The organism is Sulfobacillus thermotolerans (assembly GCF_039623705.1).
GTDB classification, from domain to species: Bacteria; Bacillota; Sulfobacillia; order Sulfobacillales; family Sulfobacillaceae; genus Sulfobacillus; species Sulfobacillus thermotolerans.
Window position 1 is genome coordinate 2,805,743 of record NZ_CP133983.1, and the last position, 16,484, is coordinate 2,822,226.

Genomic DNA, 16,484 nt, shown 5'->3' on the forward strand with positions numbered 1-16,484 from the left:
CTCGGGCGATACGTCGATCTGTTGGGAGGTTGGATGGAAACTGAGGCTCGTCACGATGCGTTAGTAAATCGCCAAAAACTCATCGAATCCGGAAATGTGCCGCGCCATATCGCTATCATTATGGATGGTAATGGGCGTTGGGCACGACAAAAAGGCTTGACTCGGGCAGAGGGCCATCGGCAAGGGGTCAAAGCGCTGAAGCCTATTGTGAAGGAATGTGCAGCCATAGGTGTTGATGTTCTTACGGTCTATGCTTTTTCGACCGAAAATTGGTCGAGGCCGCAAAACGAAATTGACGCCCTGATGGCTCTTCTTGTGGAGTTCTTGCGTTCGGAAACGGAGGAACTTAAAGCTGAAGGTGTTTGTATCCGCACCATCGGCAACATTTCAGGATTGCCTGAGCTCGCCCAGCGGGCGATTCAAACGGCTATGGAAGCCACGGCTCAACAAACACGGATGGTGTTGAATCTGGCCCTTAATTACGGTGGACGGGATGAAATTGTTCGTGCTATTAACCGTTGGATTCAGGACAACCGTTCGCTGACAGACAACGTTCTTCTCACCGCACCGGCTATGGCGTCGTATTTGGATACAGCTGGCCTTCCCGATCCCGATTTGTTAATTCGTTCCAGTGGTGAAATGCGCATTTCTAATTTTCTTTTATGGCAACTCGCGTATGCCGAGATATACGTGACAGAGACGTTGTGGCCTGATTTTGACCCGGCGGAGCTTCACAAGGCTATACATGCCTACCAACAACGGGTGCGCCGTTTCGGCGGCCTTCGGGAATAAGGAGTTACGCGCGTGCTGGGACTGCGAATACTCACAGCAACTTTTGGCATTCCCGTAGTGGTTCTCCTCATCTATTTAGGTGGATGGGTGTTAACAGGTGGAGTTGCCATTTTGGCTGCGATTGGTGTTGTTGAAATTGCTCGCATGTTCCGCTCCCGTGGAATTGTTTTTTATCCATGGTTAACGGTGGTATGGGTGTGGAGCATTATGGCGGCGGTGGGATTAGGGCGAGGGCTGGTACCAGTTCTTGTCTTAGGCGCGGCTGTCGTGGCCATTGTGTCATTACTAAGCTCGCCGCAGGAAAGCTTTCAAGGGGCCGTCACCACGACATGGGTGGCGGTTTATTTGGGTTTATTTTTTTCCTATTTGCCGATGATTCGTCATTTGGTACACGGACAAGTCTTTGCATATGTGTTTTTTGCGGTGATTTGGGCGACAGACACCACGGCGTTTTTTGTTGGACGACAATGGGGACGGCATAAATTAATGCCGCGCGTAAGTCCAGGGAAGACGTGGGAAGGCACGGTGGCCGGGGCCGTGAGCGGAGTCGTTGTGGCCGGAGGGGCTTTTTGGTTTTTGCATCTTGTTGTATGGCACGCCCTCTTATTTGGCTTTACGGTGAGCATTGTCGGGCAAATTGGAGATCTTTTAGAATCAGCGATTAAACGTTATACAGGGGTTAAAGACTCCGGAAGTCTTCTGCCTGGACATGGTGGTGTCCTTGACCGATTCGATTCTTCTTTATTGGCTTTACCAATTGCTTATTATTTGTTGATAGGCTTGGGCATACATTAGCTGCATGGAGGCCATGCTGATGGGCAGCTATGTGCGTATGCTTCTAATTTGGATAGGCTTGTTATTTAGCGTCTATGCATTCTGGAAATGGTACAGTCCGATTTTCATGCCATTTTTAGGGGCTTTTGTTTTATCTGTATGGCTTGAGCCACTGGTACATCGGATGGAGCGATGGGGGTTGTCTCGGGCCATGGCCGCGTTTGTGACGTTGGGTGCGGCCATGGTGGCTCTTTTATCCATTGTGGTGTTGTTGGTGAGTGTCATGGTGACTGAGTTGGCGCAGGTGGTGAAAACATTGCCGGCATTGACTCTGCCTGTGGAACGCATCGCCAGCCGCGTACTATTCGGTTGGAATCAATTGCGGCAGGTTCTCGGATTAAATCCTGGGGAATGGCACAGCCAATTAGGTTCGGTCATGAGGCTCCTCGAATCAATCTTAAGGACCTTGGGGAATTTTCTCGTGCATCTGCCGGACAGCATGTTAATGTTAATGGTAGCGTTAATTGCGGCGTTTTTCATGATGCGTGATAAGGAACACATATTGCAGGTGGCCGTTAAGTGGGTGCCTCCGCCTATTAGGCCCTACGTCCATCATGTGCATGACGACATTTTGGCCGGTGCTTTAGGGTTTTTGAAGGCGCAAGGGACCTTGATCGCGTTGACGACCTTCGGGACAATGGCGGGTCTCATCTTTTTTGGGTTTAAGTATGCCGTGCTGATTGGGGTTCTCGCAGGACTGTTGGATTTTGTCCCCTACATGGGGCCGACGACATTGTTGGCTCCATGGGCGGTCGTAGCATTTCTGTCGGGGGCGATGATGGATGGCGTTAAGGTTTTAACGGTTATGCTGGGGGTGGCCTTGTTGCGGCAATTTACGGAGCCGCGGCTTGTCGGACAAAACATGGGCCTGCATCCCTTAGTGGCCTTGGCAGCCTTATATTTTGGGGTGCGTTTGTTTGGTCCGGCAGGGTTTATTCTCGGCCCCATTTCTGCCGTGGTCATCAAGGTTTTAGCAGAAGTGCTGGTTGCCCCTCCGGGTGACATTGGCGTATAAGGGCGCAATAAGGAAGGCGAGGACATTATGACGCAGATCATCATTCTCGGGGCTACAGGCTCTGTCGGCGAGACGGCATATCGCGTTATTCAGGCGCAACCCGACCGAATCGCTGTAGACGGGTTAGTGGCACACCGACAAGCGGAAAAGTTGTGGGAGATGGGACAACGTCTCCATGCTAATTGGATTGGACTGACGGACCGCGAACAGGCGGCGGAGCTTCGCCACCAGCACCAGGGACAATCAGGCCCTCGCATTATCAGCGGCATGGATGACATTTTAGAAGCCATCGCGATTTCGCCAGCGACCAAAGTGATTGGGGCTATGAGTGGATTTTCAGGTCTCATGCCGACGTTAACCGCGCTTGAGAATGGCAAGGACATTTTATTGGCCAACAAGGAAACGCTGGTGGCTGCCGGAGATTTAGTTCAGCGGGTTGCCTTGCAACGGGGCCGTAAAATTCTTCCCGTTGATAGTGAACACTCGGCGATATTTCAGTGTCTCGCACTGAATCAGCCATTCAAGCGTATTTTGCTGACATGTTCTGGTGGGCCGTTTCGGGGACGTACCAAAGAAGAATTAAAGACCGTTACGGTGGAGGACGCATTGCGCCATCCCAATTGGTCGATGGGAGCGAAAATTACCATTGATTCCGCGACGTTAATGAATAAAGGACTCGAGATCATCGAGGCGCACCACTTGTTTGGGGTACCCTATGAACAAGTTGAAGTGCTTATTCACCCGCAGAGCATTGTGCATTCGCTCGTGGAATTTGTTGATGGGGCGACCATGGCGCAACTGGGGTGGCCGGATATGGCTGTTCCCGTCCAAGTTGCTCTGAGTTGGCCCGACCGGTGGCCGTTGGCTGGACCAGCTTTGGATTTGACGCAGCAGCCGTTGACATTCGATAAGCCAGACACGGACACGTTTGAAGCATTGGACTTGGCACGGCAGGCGGGAATAGCAGGGGGATTGATGCCGACGGTTCTCAATGCTGCTAATGAGGTCGCCGTCGGGTTGTTTCTTAGTCGGTCAATCCGATTTCTTTCCATCGTTGAGATTATCAAGGACGTGTTGGGAGCGTTTACGGACAACACATCTGTGGTGGCACTCGAGCAAATTCTCGAAGCCGACAGGTGGGCACGGAGGCAAGCAGAAGACATGGCGATGCGTTATCGCCTTTAAGGGGGACAGCCGATGACGACGGTAATCGCCATTATTTTGGTGTTTGGCGTGCTGGTAACGGTTCACGAGCTTGGCCATTTTCTGGTTGCCAAAGCCTTTGGCATGCGGGTCGAAGAATTTGCGGTGGGCTTTGGTCCAGCCTTATATAAAAGGCGGGTGGGCGAGACAGTCTATGCCTTACGAATTATTCCGCTCGGCGGGTATAATCGTTTAGCCGGTATGGAAGGGAATAAGACGGCTGATCCTCGTGAATACCCCAATCGTCCGCTTTGGCAAAGATTCTTGGTGGTGCTGGCGGGGCCGATAATGAATCTCATTTTAGCCGCTATCTTGTATGCTGTCTGTTTTGGACCGGTTGGTATTCCGACCCCCACGACAACCGTCCAGCAGGCCATTCCCCATTATCCTGCCTATGAAGCCGGCATTCGTCCGGGAGATCGGATTATCCAAATCGACCGAACGCGTATCACCAATTGGGAAACGTTAGCGCATGCGATTGTTAATCACAAAAACCATCCGATGAACGTGACGGTGGAGCGTGATCACACGCGGCGCACATTCAAACTGCAGACGCGGTATGACAAGAAATTGAAAGAGTATATTATCGGGATTCAACCCGCCTTTGTCACGGTCCATCAAAATTTTGCCGCGGCCACGATGTCTGGTGTCAGGCAGACAGTGGATTTGTCCGGGCAATGGTTTGGGGCTCTGTACCGGTTGGTGACTGGGCATGGACCCTTTGACCTCACAGGCCCTGTTGGGATTGCAGAACTTGTTGGGCAAGCTGCCCATACGGGTCTTGTGGATGTGTTGTTACTGTCCGCGGCACTGTCTGCAAACCTGGGACTGTTTAACATTTTGCCCATTCCGGTCCTGGATGGTAGCCGATTATTTCTCATTATTGTTGAGGCGATTCGTGGGAAACCCATGGATCCTGACCACGAAAACATGATTCATTTTGTGGGCTTTATTATCCTGATGGCGTTGGTGTTGTTTGTGACCTTTCGTGAGGTCGAACATTTATTCCATGCTTGATATGCAAGGGCATGATAAGATAAGAGTATCGTCGACCGACAAAAAAGGGGGGTGTGCCCGAACATCATTCGGGCCCATATGAGTAAAGCGGTAAGAGTGCGTGATGTGGTGATTGGTGGAGGCGCTCCGGTCGTTGTCCAAGGGATGACCAAGACGGATACTCGCGACGTAAAAAACACGTTGGAAGAAATCGCTCGCTATGTGGACGTAGGCTGCGAGATTGTACGGGTGGCTGTTCCAGACCACGAGGCGGCGCAAGCCGTTGGGGAAATTGTCAAGCGCTCTCCAATTCCTGTTGTTGCTGACATCCATTTTGACTACCGGTTGGCCTTAGAAGTCATTCGGCAAGGAATCGACAAATTACGGCTTAACCCGGGCAATATTGGCGCACGGGAACGGGTGGAAGAAGTCGTTAAGGCTGCGAAAGAGCGACAAATTCCCATTCGCATTGGGGTGAACTCAGGATCGATTGAGAAGGGGCTGTTGCAAGATTATGGGCGCACAGCAGAAACCCTAGTGAAGTCGGCAGAGCATCACATCCAAATTCTTAACGACTTAGATTACGATAATATTGTGGTGTCCTTGAAAGCTTCAGATGTTCCGACGATGGTCGCCGCGTATCGCTTAATGGCACAGCGTCATGACTATCCTCTCCATTTGGGCGTCACGGAAGCGGGAACCTTGTTTCAAGGCACGATAAAGTCGGCTATCGGCATTGGCTCTTTATTGGCCGATGGCATTGGCGATACGATTCGAGTGTCTTTGACCGGGCCGGGCGAAGAAGAAATTCGGGTGGCATGGGAAATTCTAAAAAGTTTAAAGCTGCGGGAACGTGGCGCCAATATTGTCGCCTGTCCGACCTGTGGTCGGTTACAGTTTGATATGTGGCCGGTGACTAATGAGTTAGAACGGCGGCTCGCCGTTATTAAAGAACCCGTGACCGTGGCAGTGATGGGCTGTGCGGTAAACGGGCCAGGCGAGGCTCGCGAGGCCGATGTCGGATTAGCGGGCGGTAAAAATATGGGGCTGATTTTCCGGCATGGACAAATTGTCCGGCGTGTTGACCAAGAGGACATGGTCGAAGAATTATGGAAAGAAATTTTGGATGCAGCCGAGGAGGTTCGCGTGGGTGGAAAAAGTTCTCAAGGAGATCACCCCGAAGTCAAGTGATTTCTCACAATGGTACGTTGATGTTATTCGTAAGGCGGATATGGTGGATTATGCGCCGATGAAGGGCTTTATGGTCATGAAGCCCTATAGCTATCGCATCTGGGAATTTATCCAAGAACAGATGGATCGGCGCTTCAAAGCCACGGGTCATCAAAACGCCTATTTTCCTCTTTTAATTCCGGAGCATTTGCTAGCACAAGAAGAAGAACATATAGAAGGATTTTCAGCGGAAGTCGCATGGGTGACCATGGGCGGTAACGAGCAATTGGCCGAACGTTTAGCGATTCGCCCCACCTCGGAAACGATTATCGGCGCGATGTATGCGCAATGGATCCACTCCTACCGGGATCTCCCGGTACTAATCAATCAATGGGCCAACGTGCTGCGGTGGGAGAAAGCGACGCGACCGTTTTTACGCACGACCGAATTTCTGTGGCAAGAAGGGCATACGGTACACCGCACAGCGGATGAGGCATTGGCGGAGACGCTTCAGCAGTTGGAAATTTACCGTGAAGTTATTGAAGAATATTTAGCCGTGCCTGTCATTGCGGGCGTTAAGAGTGCTGGGGAACGTTTTGCGGGCGCTGTCGATACATACACCTTAGAGGCCTTAATGGGTGATGGACGCGCGTTGCAATCTGCGACCTCTCATTTTCTAGGGCAGCATTTCTCAAAGGCGTTTCAGATTCAGTATCTCGATGAAGATGGGGAATTGAAGTACGGCTGGACTTCATCATGGGGAAGCTCTACACGTTTAATTGGTGCCGTGATTATGGTGCACGGAGACGACAAGGGGCTAAGGTTGCCACCCAAAATTGCGCCGATTCAAGTGGTGATTGTCCCGATTGGGAAAGGGGCTGAACGCGAAGCCGTTGTCGCGCACGCTAAAGCATTGGAAGCACAATTGGCCAATGCGTTTCGGGTCAAGCTAGACGACCGGGATGAATTTACCCCGGGATACAAATTTAATGATTGGGAAATGCGCGGGGTGCCTTTGCGGGTGGAGCTGGGGCCTAAAGACCTAGCGAAACAACAAGTTGTCCTGGCTCGCCGCGATACGGGAGAAAAGCTGAGCGTATCAGAATCTCAATTGGTGGAGACCGTGCAACACCTTTTAGATGCTATCCAATCTGAGTTGTTTCGGCAGGCATTGGAATTTCGTGAGTCGCATACGATGTCTGTTGAAAGTTACCAAGAAATGGCACAAAATGGATATCGAGGCTTTTTCCGTGGAGACTGGTGTGGAAGCGAGACATGCGCGGACCATTTGAAGGCGGAAACGGGCATGACGATTCGGTGCCTGCCATTTAACGAAGAGCCGAAGGAACGCGTGGCCGCGATCGTGCCGGCATATAACGAAGAAGCGAATATAGCGGGAGTCCTCCGGGTGTTATGCATGGTTCCGGAAATCGATCAAGTCATTGTGGTCAATGACGGCTCCTGTGACCGCACCGCAGCCGTGGCGGCAAGTTTTCCATCGGTGCTTGTTATAGACCAAGCCGAGAATCAGGGTAAGGGCGCTGCACTGAAGGCGGGAGCTGAAGCGGCTGATGCGGATATTCTCTTGTTTCTTGATGCAGATTTGATTGGATTAACCGTTGGCCATGTCCAGCAACTGTTAAAGCCCGTGATCGATCAAGAAATTGATGCCACAGTGGGCATTTTTGATGGAGGACGCACGAGTACTGATTGGGCGCAAGCTTTGGCCCCCTTTTTGTCCGGTCAGCGGGCCATTCGCCGCACGCTGTTGACGGGCGTCGACCATATCAATGAGTCACGTTATGGTGTAGAGTTGCAATTGCATAGGCAATTAAAACGGATGGGTAAAGCACCTAAGGAAGTCATCTTAAAGGATGTGTCTCAGGTGATGAAAGAAGAAAAGTTAGGCTTGGCCAAGGGCTTTGCGGCTCGGATGCGCATGTATTGGGAAATTATTCGCGAAATTCCCAGAATGTAGGGCATTATTGGCTCGCGGGCCAGACAAGGGCAGGGCGTGGCGCTGGTTGCTGCACCGTAGCTCTCCTTAAGGGTTTATATAACGAAAGGATGGAAACATGGCGGTACGGTTAGGGGATAGACAACAGCAACCGCCGGTGTTTTGGTTGCTGAAAGACCAAGAACGGTCTTGGACCCGTCGAATGACGCTATTTACCATACGTCTGCTCTATGACGCAAGGCGTGGCGTTATTTCTTCGATGTTTTTGCCCCAACGCCGATTTGGTTTGACAGCGTCTTTGATGGAGAAGGGGGGAAGCAACGCTCCTCCCCACCGTGACGGTCGGGGTCTGGGCGCAGCGACTCAGCGATGACTGCTCAACTTCAGAACTGGTTACAGCAGGCGGGATACAATGGTCTGACTCACTTTGAACTGCTTTGGGTCGAGGTTAGGCCCACTAAGGTGCGCATCGTCCTCGTCCGTAAAGCCTCACAAGACGAGGACATTTTGCGTCAGCTGGCGGCAGTACTACAGAGGGAGTGGGGCCGTGAGGTGGAATGGCTGGAGTATCCATGGGCGCACGATCCCTATGAGCGGTTGCAGCAAATTTTTGCTTTAAGCAACTCCGAAGTGCGGCAGCTCGTGGTCCGTGACGGTGTGACACTGACAGATCAAGGATTAGTGGTCACATTTCCCAATGCCATTGCGGAAAGTCTGTTTGCGAAATGGGGCGGGGTGGAACGAGTACGGCGGTTTTGGCCCGAGATGCCTGCGTGGCATCAATCGGTGCGACAAGCTGAAGCTCCCGTGCCTGATCCTGTGGTTGCGGTCGAGCTGCCGCAGAGCCGAAGTGAGGACCGTGCGGCGATTGTAGGACGGGGAATCCCTGAAGGAGAGGCTGTTGCTCTGGGGGAGTTGCCGCCAGCGGGCGAGGTGGTCGTCTTTGGACAGATTGTCAGTTCCGAAATGCGACTAAGCCGGGATAACCTCCGGCATTGGAGCGCTGTCATTACCGATTTGCAGCATGCGTTGCGGATACGGTTGTCGGAGCGACGGGGACAACCATTTCCGGCAGTGGAAACATGGACTCCAGGGCAATATCTTAAGGTCAAGGGCAGTTTAGAGGAGGACAAGTATTCTAAAGAGACGGTATTACGCATTCGAGATGGTGGACGTGTCGATGGGCCGCCGCCTCCCCATGATGCGTCGGAAGCCAAACGCGTGGAACTTCATATACACACCAAAATGAGCGCGGGGGATGGCTTAGTGGCGTTGCCTGAGCTGTTTCAACTGGCTAAGAACCTAGGTCATACGCATGTCGGCGTTGTTGACCATGGTGTGGTGCAGACGTATCCGGAGCTGGAAACGTTAAGCCAAAAATTTGGCATTCAAGCGATTTACGGCGTCGAAGTCAATATGGTTGACGATGTGATGACCGCTCTGACAGGCCCAGGCACTGTGTCAGCGGAGCAACCTATTGTGGTGTTGGACGTGGAAACCACGGGACTATCGCCCCGAGAGCACGAAGTGATTGAAATTGGTGCCGTGAAGATTGTTGGTGGCGCTATCGTTGACCAGTTTCATCGCATGGTCAAACCCATGCGAAGCATATCTCAGGCCACGCAGGAAATTACGGGCATTCGCCCTGAAGAGGTGCTCGATGCTCCTAGTTTTGAGGAAGTGTTTCGAGACTTCTTTGCCTTTGCTTCCGGGTCGGTTTTGGCCGCACATAATGCGCGATTTGATATCGGGTACATTTCGCAGGCGTTTGCGCGTCTTTTTCCTACGGATCCATGGGACTTTTGCGTGATTGATACGTTGACGCTAGCGCGCATTCGATTACCGGGGTTAAAGGCTTACGGCTTAGGCCCATTAACCAATGCGTTGAAAATTCCACTGTCTCAGCACCATCGGGCGTTGGCCGATGCCGAGGCGACAGGTCTTTTGCTATTAAAGTTGTTACAAAATGAGGATGGCACATTGCGTGCTTTAGAAACGTTGCGCGATCTTGTGCCTCAGCCCTATACAATTGGGCGGCCGACTCCCGTTACGCTGTTATTGCGTTCTCAAGAGGGAGTCGAGGCGCTCTACCGCCTCATTAGTCAGTCGCACTTGGAGACATTTCACCGGGTCCCTAGAGTGTTTCGGTCGGCCCTGGAGGCCGGGCGCTCTCATTGGCTTTTGGGTTCGCCTATCCATGGGGGAGAGCTTCAAGAAGCGTTATTTCGAGGGGCCTCGCCACAAGAAATCCAATCCATTTGTCAGTTTTACGATTATTGGGAAGTAGCGCCTCATTCCGCTTTGCGACAGATGGCGCGGGACGAAAATCTTGGCGGTGACGAGGCGGTCACACAATGGATTTCCGAGTTAGTCCAGCTCGGGATAGCACACAAAAAACCCACGCCGGCTGTGTCGGATGTCCATTATTTGTATCCTTACCAAAAGGCATTTCGGGATATTTTAGCGACCACGGCCAAGGGTGAATTGCATAATCATGACGATCAGCTGCACTTTCGGACAACGACTGACATGATGGAAGAGATGGCGTGGTTAGGGCCTGAGTTGGCTCAGAAAGTGGTGATTGATGATACTCAGGCGATTGCGGCCCAGTGCCCTGTCATTAAGCCCGTGCCAGATGGACTGTTCTCGCCTAAATTAGAGGAAGCCGAACGTGTTGTTCGCGAAGAGCCTATTGCGCGGGCGAAGAGCCTTTATGGCGATACGTTGCCTGACATTGTTCAGGCGCGCCTGGATAAAGAAATTCGGTCAATTGTGGACAACGGTTTTTCGAGTATTTATTATATCGCTCACCGGTTGGTCAAAAAGTCTTTGGATGACGGCTACTTGGTAGGTTCGCGAGGTTCAGTGGGGTCATCATTGGTGGCGACCTTCCTCGATATCACCGAGGTCAACCCCTTGCCGCCGCATTATCGGTGTCCGCAATGCCGCTATACCGAGTTTATTACGGATGGCTCCTTTGGATCGGGATATGATTTGCCAACCAAATTGTGTCCGCAGTGTCAGCATCCGTTAGTGGGAGATGGCCAAGATATTCCGTTTGAAACGTTTCTCGGGTTCAAAGGCGACAAAGTGCCTGATATTGATTTAAATTTTTCAGGGGACTATCAACCGGAAATTCACAAATATACTGAGGTTCTGTTTGGAGAGGGCCATGTGTTTCGTGCCGGCACCATTGCGACCATTGCCCAAAAAACCGCCATTGGACTTGTGCTGGCATGGGCTCGGGAAAATGGACGGGAGGTCTCTGGAGCTGAGTTGGAATGGTTGGCCTCTGGTATTACAGGCGTAAAACGTACGACGGGACAACATCCCGGAGGCTTAATGGTGGTGCCTCGTGACGAGGATATTCATCATTTTTGTCCGGTGCAACATCCCGCAGATCTAAAGACCTCTGACATCATTACGACTCACTTTGATTATCATTCAATTGAAGGGCGTTTGTTGAAGCTTGACTTGCTAGGACACGATGATCCGACAGCTATTCGTATGTTGGAAGATCTGACGGGCATATCAGCCAAGGCCGTTCCTTTTCAAGACGAAGCCACCATGAGTCTGTTTCGGGGAGTGCAGGCACTTGGGGTCAAACCAGATGATATTGGCACACCGGTGGGAAGTTTAGGGATCCCCGAATTCGGGACAAGTTTTGTTCGACGTATGCTGGTTGACACCAAACCTCAGACGTTTGCCGAACTCGTACGCATATCAGGCTTATCCCATGGTACGGAGGTGTGGGCGAATAATGCGCAAGATATCATTCGCCAGAATTTAGCGGGTTTGTCGGATGTTATCGCAACGCGTGATGACATTATGCTGTACCTCATCAGTCGGGGAATGGAACCGCAAGTAGCGTTTGGCATCTCGGAATCGGTACGTAAAGGAAAAGGGCTTAAGCCTGAGCAAGAACAAGCCATGAGAGAACACCAGGTTCCAGCTTGGTACTTAGAGTCGTGTCGTAAAATTATGCTGTGGGGCCGATGATCGGCGGTCTGGCGAGTGCGGTGGGAGGTCTTAGCCTGCCCTTTGAAGTCGGGGTGGTATTAGGTGTGATCGCCATCATCGCCGTGCTGTTTGGGATACGCGAGTCTAGTCCTATGCCACGCTCGGTGCAAAAAGAGGCCAAACCACATCCCATACCGTGGAATACTCTCGGGCGCTGGCTGGTCTTGAATTTTGGATGGATGGGGCTGGGAGGCATGTACGATGCCACGTGGAGCATCTATATGGACCAGCTTGGGGCTTCTCACATTGTCATTGGCTTGTCGTGGACGTTGTTTGCGCTACCGTACTTACTTTTTAATTTCTTGGCGGGACGATTGGCGGATAAGGCTGCGTGGCGTTCACGGCTCATCTATGGTGGGGCGCTTCTTAATGGAATCATCGTGCTATTGTATGTCGCGTCCGATTCTCCGAGTGTGTCCATTGCCTTGTCAGTGCTTGAAGCTGTTTCTATGAGTCTTATCATGCTGTGACAGTTTTGATAACTTTAAGAGGCAGGCTGGTCTCGGACCGGACTTGGAGTGGGAGCTTCCCACTCTTTTCGCTTGACAGGGGCTAAGGCTCCTTTGAGGGGGGATGTTTGGTGTGAACGCGGAGCTGCTAGGTGCTCTTGACGATCTCGAGCGAGAAAAGGGTATAGACAAGGAAATTCTGTTTCAGGCCATAGAATCGGCATTGATTTCGGCATACAGGAGGAACTTTGCTTCCGCTCAAAATGTCCGAGTACGTATTGACAGGGAAAGCGGTGCGACCCAAGTGTGGGCCCAAAAGACAGTCGTGGCTGAAGTGCAAGACCATCGTCTGGAAGTGGGACTTGATGAAGCGCGAGAAATACGGCCCGGATCTATTGAGGGTGACATTTTGGAATTTGAGGTGACGCCCAAAAACTTTGGGCGGATTGCGGCACAAACGGCAAAACAAGTCATCGTCCAGCGGATACGAGAAGCGGAACGTGGTCTCATCTACGAGGAATTCGTGGGCCGCGAAGGCGATATTGTCACGGGGACCATTCAACGAAGCGAGCGGGGCCTTATCTATATTAATTTGGGCCGGACCGAAGCGATTATGATGCCAAGCGAGCAGGTTCCTAATGAACGTCTGCGTCTCAACGAACATGTGAAATTATACGTGGTCGAGGTGAAGAAGACCAACAAAGGACCGCAAATTTTTGTTTCACGGAGCCATCCGGGGTTGATTAAGCGATTATTTGAACTCGAGGTGCCGGAAATTCATGATGGCATTGTGGAGATCAAGGGGATTGCTCGAGAACCCGGGGCACGGACTAAAATTGCCGTGTGGGCTGAAGACCCCAATATCGATCCGGTTGGGTCGTGCGTAGGGGCCAAGGGTACGCGGGTGCAAGCCATTGTCCAAGAACTTCATGGTGAAAAGCTTGATATTATTCGTTGGGATCGGGATCCCACCATTTTTGTTGCGAACGCGCTGTCTCCTGCGCAAGTGACCGAAGTCGTGGTAGAACCGGATACGCGCGCAGCGCGGGTTGTTGTGCCAGATAACCAATTGTCTTTAGGAATTGGTAAGGAAGGGCAAAATGCTCGGTTAGCAGCCAAGTTGACCGGATGGAAAGTGGATTTGCGATCCGAGTCTCAGGTATCTGGTGGGGGCCTGTGGTAATGAAGACGCGAAAAATCCCAATGCGTACCTGCGTGGCATGTCGGACAACGCGCCCTAAGCGTGAATTGATTCGCGTGGTGCGAACGCCGACAGGAACGGTGGTTGTAGACCGTAAAGGGAAAGTGTCTGGCCGGGGGGCATACATTTGCTCCACGGTGGATTGTTTTGATTTAGCAGTTCGCAGTAAGAAGCTTGAGCATGCGCTCGATGTGGTCTTGGATTCGGAAATTGTAGACCAGCTACGGCAAATGGTCGCAAAGGAGAACATCAGTGGATAACTGGTTAAACTGGATAGGTTTGGCGAAACGTGCTGGTAAGCTGGCGCCTGGTCATAATCAAGTGCAGATTGCATTAACGAATCATGATGCACGCCTCGTGGTTATCGCAAAGGATGCAGGCGAGTCAGTTTATCGCAAGTACCACCTGTGGGCCCAGAACCTTGATGTGCCTCTTTTACAAGCCGGATCCATGTCCGATCTTGGCAGGGCTATGGGAATGGGGCCGCACGCGGTACTTGCGATTTTGGACCAATCAATCGCCGACCGTTTAGCCGCCCAGTTTGGAGTGCCATCAGGGGGGATGAATTTTGACAGAAAAAGAAAAAGTACGGGTGTACGAACTAGCCAAGGAAGTGAAACTAGACAGTCGCCGTCTGATCGACCTGCTTCACCGTCTCCACGTAGAAAATATCAAAAATCACATGAGCACCGTGGAACCCGAGGCGGTTCAGACCGTGAAAAACATCATGGAAGGCAAGTTACCGCCGGAACCGAAGTCGCAAGAACCGGCAGTCAGCGAACCAGTGAGAAAGACCGAACCCACGCCGAGCGTCCCCGCCCATAGCGAAGGACCGACAGTGGCCGGTACGCCACTAGTGTCGTCATCTCATGATGAAAAAAATCACGTGTCAACCTCTGCAAAACCCATGGCTAATGGGGCCAGACCAGATAATCGGTCGCCTCGACCCACGAACGGTCGAGACAATCGACCTTATCCGCCGCGCGAAGGTGCAAATGGGCGTTCCGCTGCATCCGCGTCAAGCAACCGGCCCGCAAGTGCCAGTACCTCGCGTCCACAAACGTCATACAATGCCGGGGGAACGCGGACTGGAGGAGCTGGATATAACGGCGGCAACCGGCCAGCTGGTGGGGGGGAGCGGCGTGGCCCCGGTCCGTCTCGTCCTTCGGGGCCGCGTCCCCAAGGGAGCGGATACAATGGACCGGGACCTCGTCCTTCCGGCCGTCCCGGAGGAGCGCCTGCGGGGGCTTCTTCAAACCGTTCAGGAGGAACCGGACCGCGCCCCGCGAGTCGTCCGATAGGGGCTCCTCTTGCCGCCCCCCCCACGCGTCCTGCTCGGGAGCAAAATCGCCGAGGGGCTTATAACAAGGACCGCCGTACGACCCCGGCTATGTCCTCAGGTCGCCGGAAAAACGCGTGGGAAGACGAAAATTACGGGAGCAAGCATCGGTCGAAATCGCAAAAAAACCAAGTCAAGCAGCAAGAAACGGTCATGCCGCCGGTGCAGCGTCACATTATCATTTCCAGTGCCATTATGGTCAAGGATCTGGCGGACCAATTAGGACGTGGCTGTTTTGGTCGTGGCGGCCAATGACGGTGTCATGCCGCAAACGGTTGAGGCGATTAACCATGCTAAGGCTGCGAACGTCCCGATTGTCGTGGCGATTAACAAGATCGACTTACCGGGCGCTAATCCCGACAAGGTCCGCACGGAACTAAGCAATTACGGACTTATCGCCGAAGAGTGGGGTGGAGATACCATTATGGTGCCGGTATCTGCGCGCACAGGTGAGGGCATCGAGAATTTACTAGAAGCTCTGATTTTGCAAGCGGACGTTTTGGAGCTGAAAGCCAACAGCCAGCGGGCAGCACAAGGGACCATTATTGAAGCAAAGTTGGATAAAGGCCGGGGACCGGTGGCTACGGTTTTGGTCTCGCGGGGCATGCTCAATGTGGGAGATGTCTTTGTGGCAGGGGCCGTCTATGGCCGCGTGAGGGCGTTAATTAACGATCGTGGGCAACGGGTGAAGAGTGCAGGGCCATCTATGCCGGTGGAGGTTTTGGGATTCAATCAGCTGCCCGAAGCAGGCGATGATTTTGTCATTTTGGCCGATGAGCGCCAAGCGAAAAGCATTGCGGATTCGCGGCAAGATCGGATTCGCCGTCAGTCCGAGCCCAACGCACGCGGAGTATCGTTGGATGACTTTTTGCAGCGTCTCAAAGACGAAGCGGTCAAAGAGCTCAACTTGGTTATCAAGGCCGATGTGCATGGGTCTGCTGAGGCCTTGGCGCAGTCCGTGAGTAAATTGTCTAACGACGAAGTGCGCGTACGGGTGCTTCATGCGGGAGTTGGATCCATTACGGAAACCGATGTCATGTTGGCGCAGGCATCCAATGCTATTATTGTGGGCTTTGGTGTTGGTGTAGAGAACAAGGCCCGACAAATCGCGGAGAAAGAACACGTCGATATTCGTAGTTACCGGGTCATCTATGATGCTATTGATGATATCAACAAGGCATTGCGCGGGATGCTCGAGCCGAAGTTCCAAGAAGTCATTTTGGGAAGAGCGGAAGTGCGGGAAGTGTTCCGTGTTCCCAAGATCGGGGCCATTGGCGGGTGCTATGTCACCGATGGGAAAATTTTGCGTTCGGGTAAGGTGCGTGTCTTGCGTGACGGGGCGGTCATTCATGAAGGGAATATTGCCTCTCTTAAACGCTTCAAAGATGATGTTCGGGAAGTGGCTACCGGGTTTGAATGTGGTATTGGCCTAGAGAAATTTAACGATATTAAGGTCGGAGATATTTTTGAGGCCTTTAGTGAAGAAGAGGTCAAAGCCAGCTGAAAGT

Annotated in this window: 13 protein-coding genes and 2 pseudogenes; all 15 read left to right on the forward strand. The window is 52.3% G+C overall.

Going from position 1 to position 16,484, the window contains the following annotated elements; genetic code table 11:
* Positions 1–33 precede the first annotated feature (33 nt).
* Entirely contained in the window at positions 34–792 is a 759-nt protein-coding gene (locus tag ORD20_RS14740) for an isoprenyl transferase (protein WP_103375450.1), read from the forward strand.
* A gap of 12 nt (positions 793–804) precedes the next feature.
* A complete protein-coding gene (locus ORD20_RS14745; RefSeq protein WP_103375451.1) occupies positions 805–1,587 on the forward strand; it encodes a phosphatidate cytidylyltransferase in 783 nt (260 codons plus the stop codon).
* A 19-nt stretch (positions 1,588–1,606) separates the two neighbouring features.
* Positions 1,607–2,641 carry a sporulation integral membrane protein YtvI gene (ytvI, locus tag ORD20_RS14750; protein ID WP_158246255.1) on the forward strand — a complete coding sequence of 345 codons (1,035 nt, stop codon included), beginning with the start codon at positions 1,607–1,609 and terminating at the stop codon, positions 2,639–2,641.
* A gap of 27 nt (positions 2,642–2,668) precedes the next feature.
* Complete coding sequence (dxr, locus tag ORD20_RS14755; RefSeq protein WP_103375453.1) at positions 2,669–3,826, forward strand: 1-deoxy-D-xylulose-5-phosphate reductoisomerase; 1,158 nt, start codon at positions 2,669–2,671, stop codon at positions 3,824–3,826.
* A gap of 12 nt (positions 3,827–3,838) precedes the next feature.
* Positions 3,839–4,861 (forward strand): RIP metalloprotease RseP, encoded by a 1,023-nt coding sequence (rseP, locus tag ORD20_RS14760; RefSeq protein WP_103375454.1) that lies wholly within the window; start codon positions 3,839–3,841, stop codon positions 4,859–4,861.
* A gap of 66 nt (positions 4,862–4,927) precedes the next feature.
* On the forward strand, positions 4,928–6,031 hold the full coding sequence (gene ispG, locus ORD20_RS14765) for a flavodoxin-dependent (E)-4-hydroxy-3-methylbut-2-enyl-diphosphate synthase (RefSeq protein WP_255398127.1): 1,104 nt from the start codon (positions 4,928–4,930) through the stop codon (positions 6,029–6,031).
* Positions 5,991–7,988: a proline--tRNA ligase gene (gene proS / locus ORD20_RS14770; RefSeq protein WP_430626299.1), complete on the forward strand. Its 1,998-nt coding sequence runs from the start codon at positions 5,991–5,993 to the stop codon at positions 7,986–7,988. The genes ispG and proS overlap by 41 nt, the downstream gene beginning before the upstream one ends.
* A gap of 97 nt (positions 7,989–8,085) precedes the next feature.
* Positions 8,086–8,340, forward strand: coding sequence for a hypothetical protein (locus ORD20_RS14775; RefSeq protein WP_103375458.1), 255 nt, complete (start codon positions 8,086–8,088; stop codon positions 8,338–8,340).
* A complete protein-coding gene (locus tag ORD20_RS14780) occupies positions 8,337–11,966 on the forward strand; it encodes a PolC-type DNA polymerase III (RefSeq protein WP_430626300.1) in 3,630 nt (1,209 codons plus the stop codon). Before ORD20_RS14775 ends, ORD20_RS14780 begins: the two co-directional genes overlap by 4 nt.
* Positions 11,963–12,457 (forward strand): hypothetical protein, encoded by a 495-nt coding sequence (locus ORD20_RS14785; RefSeq protein WP_430626301.1) that lies wholly within the window; start codon positions 11,963–11,965, stop codon positions 12,455–12,457. The genes ORD20_RS14780 and ORD20_RS14785 overlap by 4 nt, the downstream gene beginning before the upstream one ends.
* Before the next feature lie 112 nt (positions 12,458–12,569).
* Positions 12,570–13,619 (forward strand): transcription termination factor NusA, encoded by a 1,050-nt coding sequence (gene nusA / locus ORD20_RS14790; RefSeq protein ID WP_103375533.1) that lies wholly within the window; start codon positions 12,570–12,572, stop codon positions 13,617–13,619.
* A complete protein-coding gene (gene rnpM, locus ORD20_RS14795) occupies positions 13,619–13,897 on the forward strand; it encodes an RNase P modulator RnpM (RefSeq protein WP_103375461.1) in 279 nt (92 codons plus the stop codon). The genes nusA and rnpM overlap by 1 nt, the downstream gene beginning before the upstream one ends.
* Positions 13,890–14,141 (forward strand): annotated as a pseudogene (locus ORD20_RS14800) (L7Ae/L30e/S12e/Gadd45 family ribosomal protein); the annotation flags it as partial. The gene rnpM and the pseudogene ORD20_RS14800, both read left to right, overlap by 8 nt.
* Positions 14,142–14,229: 88 nt before the next feature.
* Positions 14,230–15,231, forward strand: a complete 1,002-nt coding sequence (locus ORD20_RS14805) for a hypothetical protein (RefSeq protein ID WP_430626730.1) — start codon at positions 14,230–14,232, stop codon at positions 15,229–15,231.
* Positions 15,200–16,480 (forward strand): annotated as a pseudogene (infB, locus tag ORD20_RS14810) (translation initiation factor IF-2); the annotation flags it as partial. The gene ORD20_RS14805 and the pseudogene infB, both read left to right, overlap by 32 nt.
* Positions 16,481–16,484 lie beyond the last annotated feature (4 nt).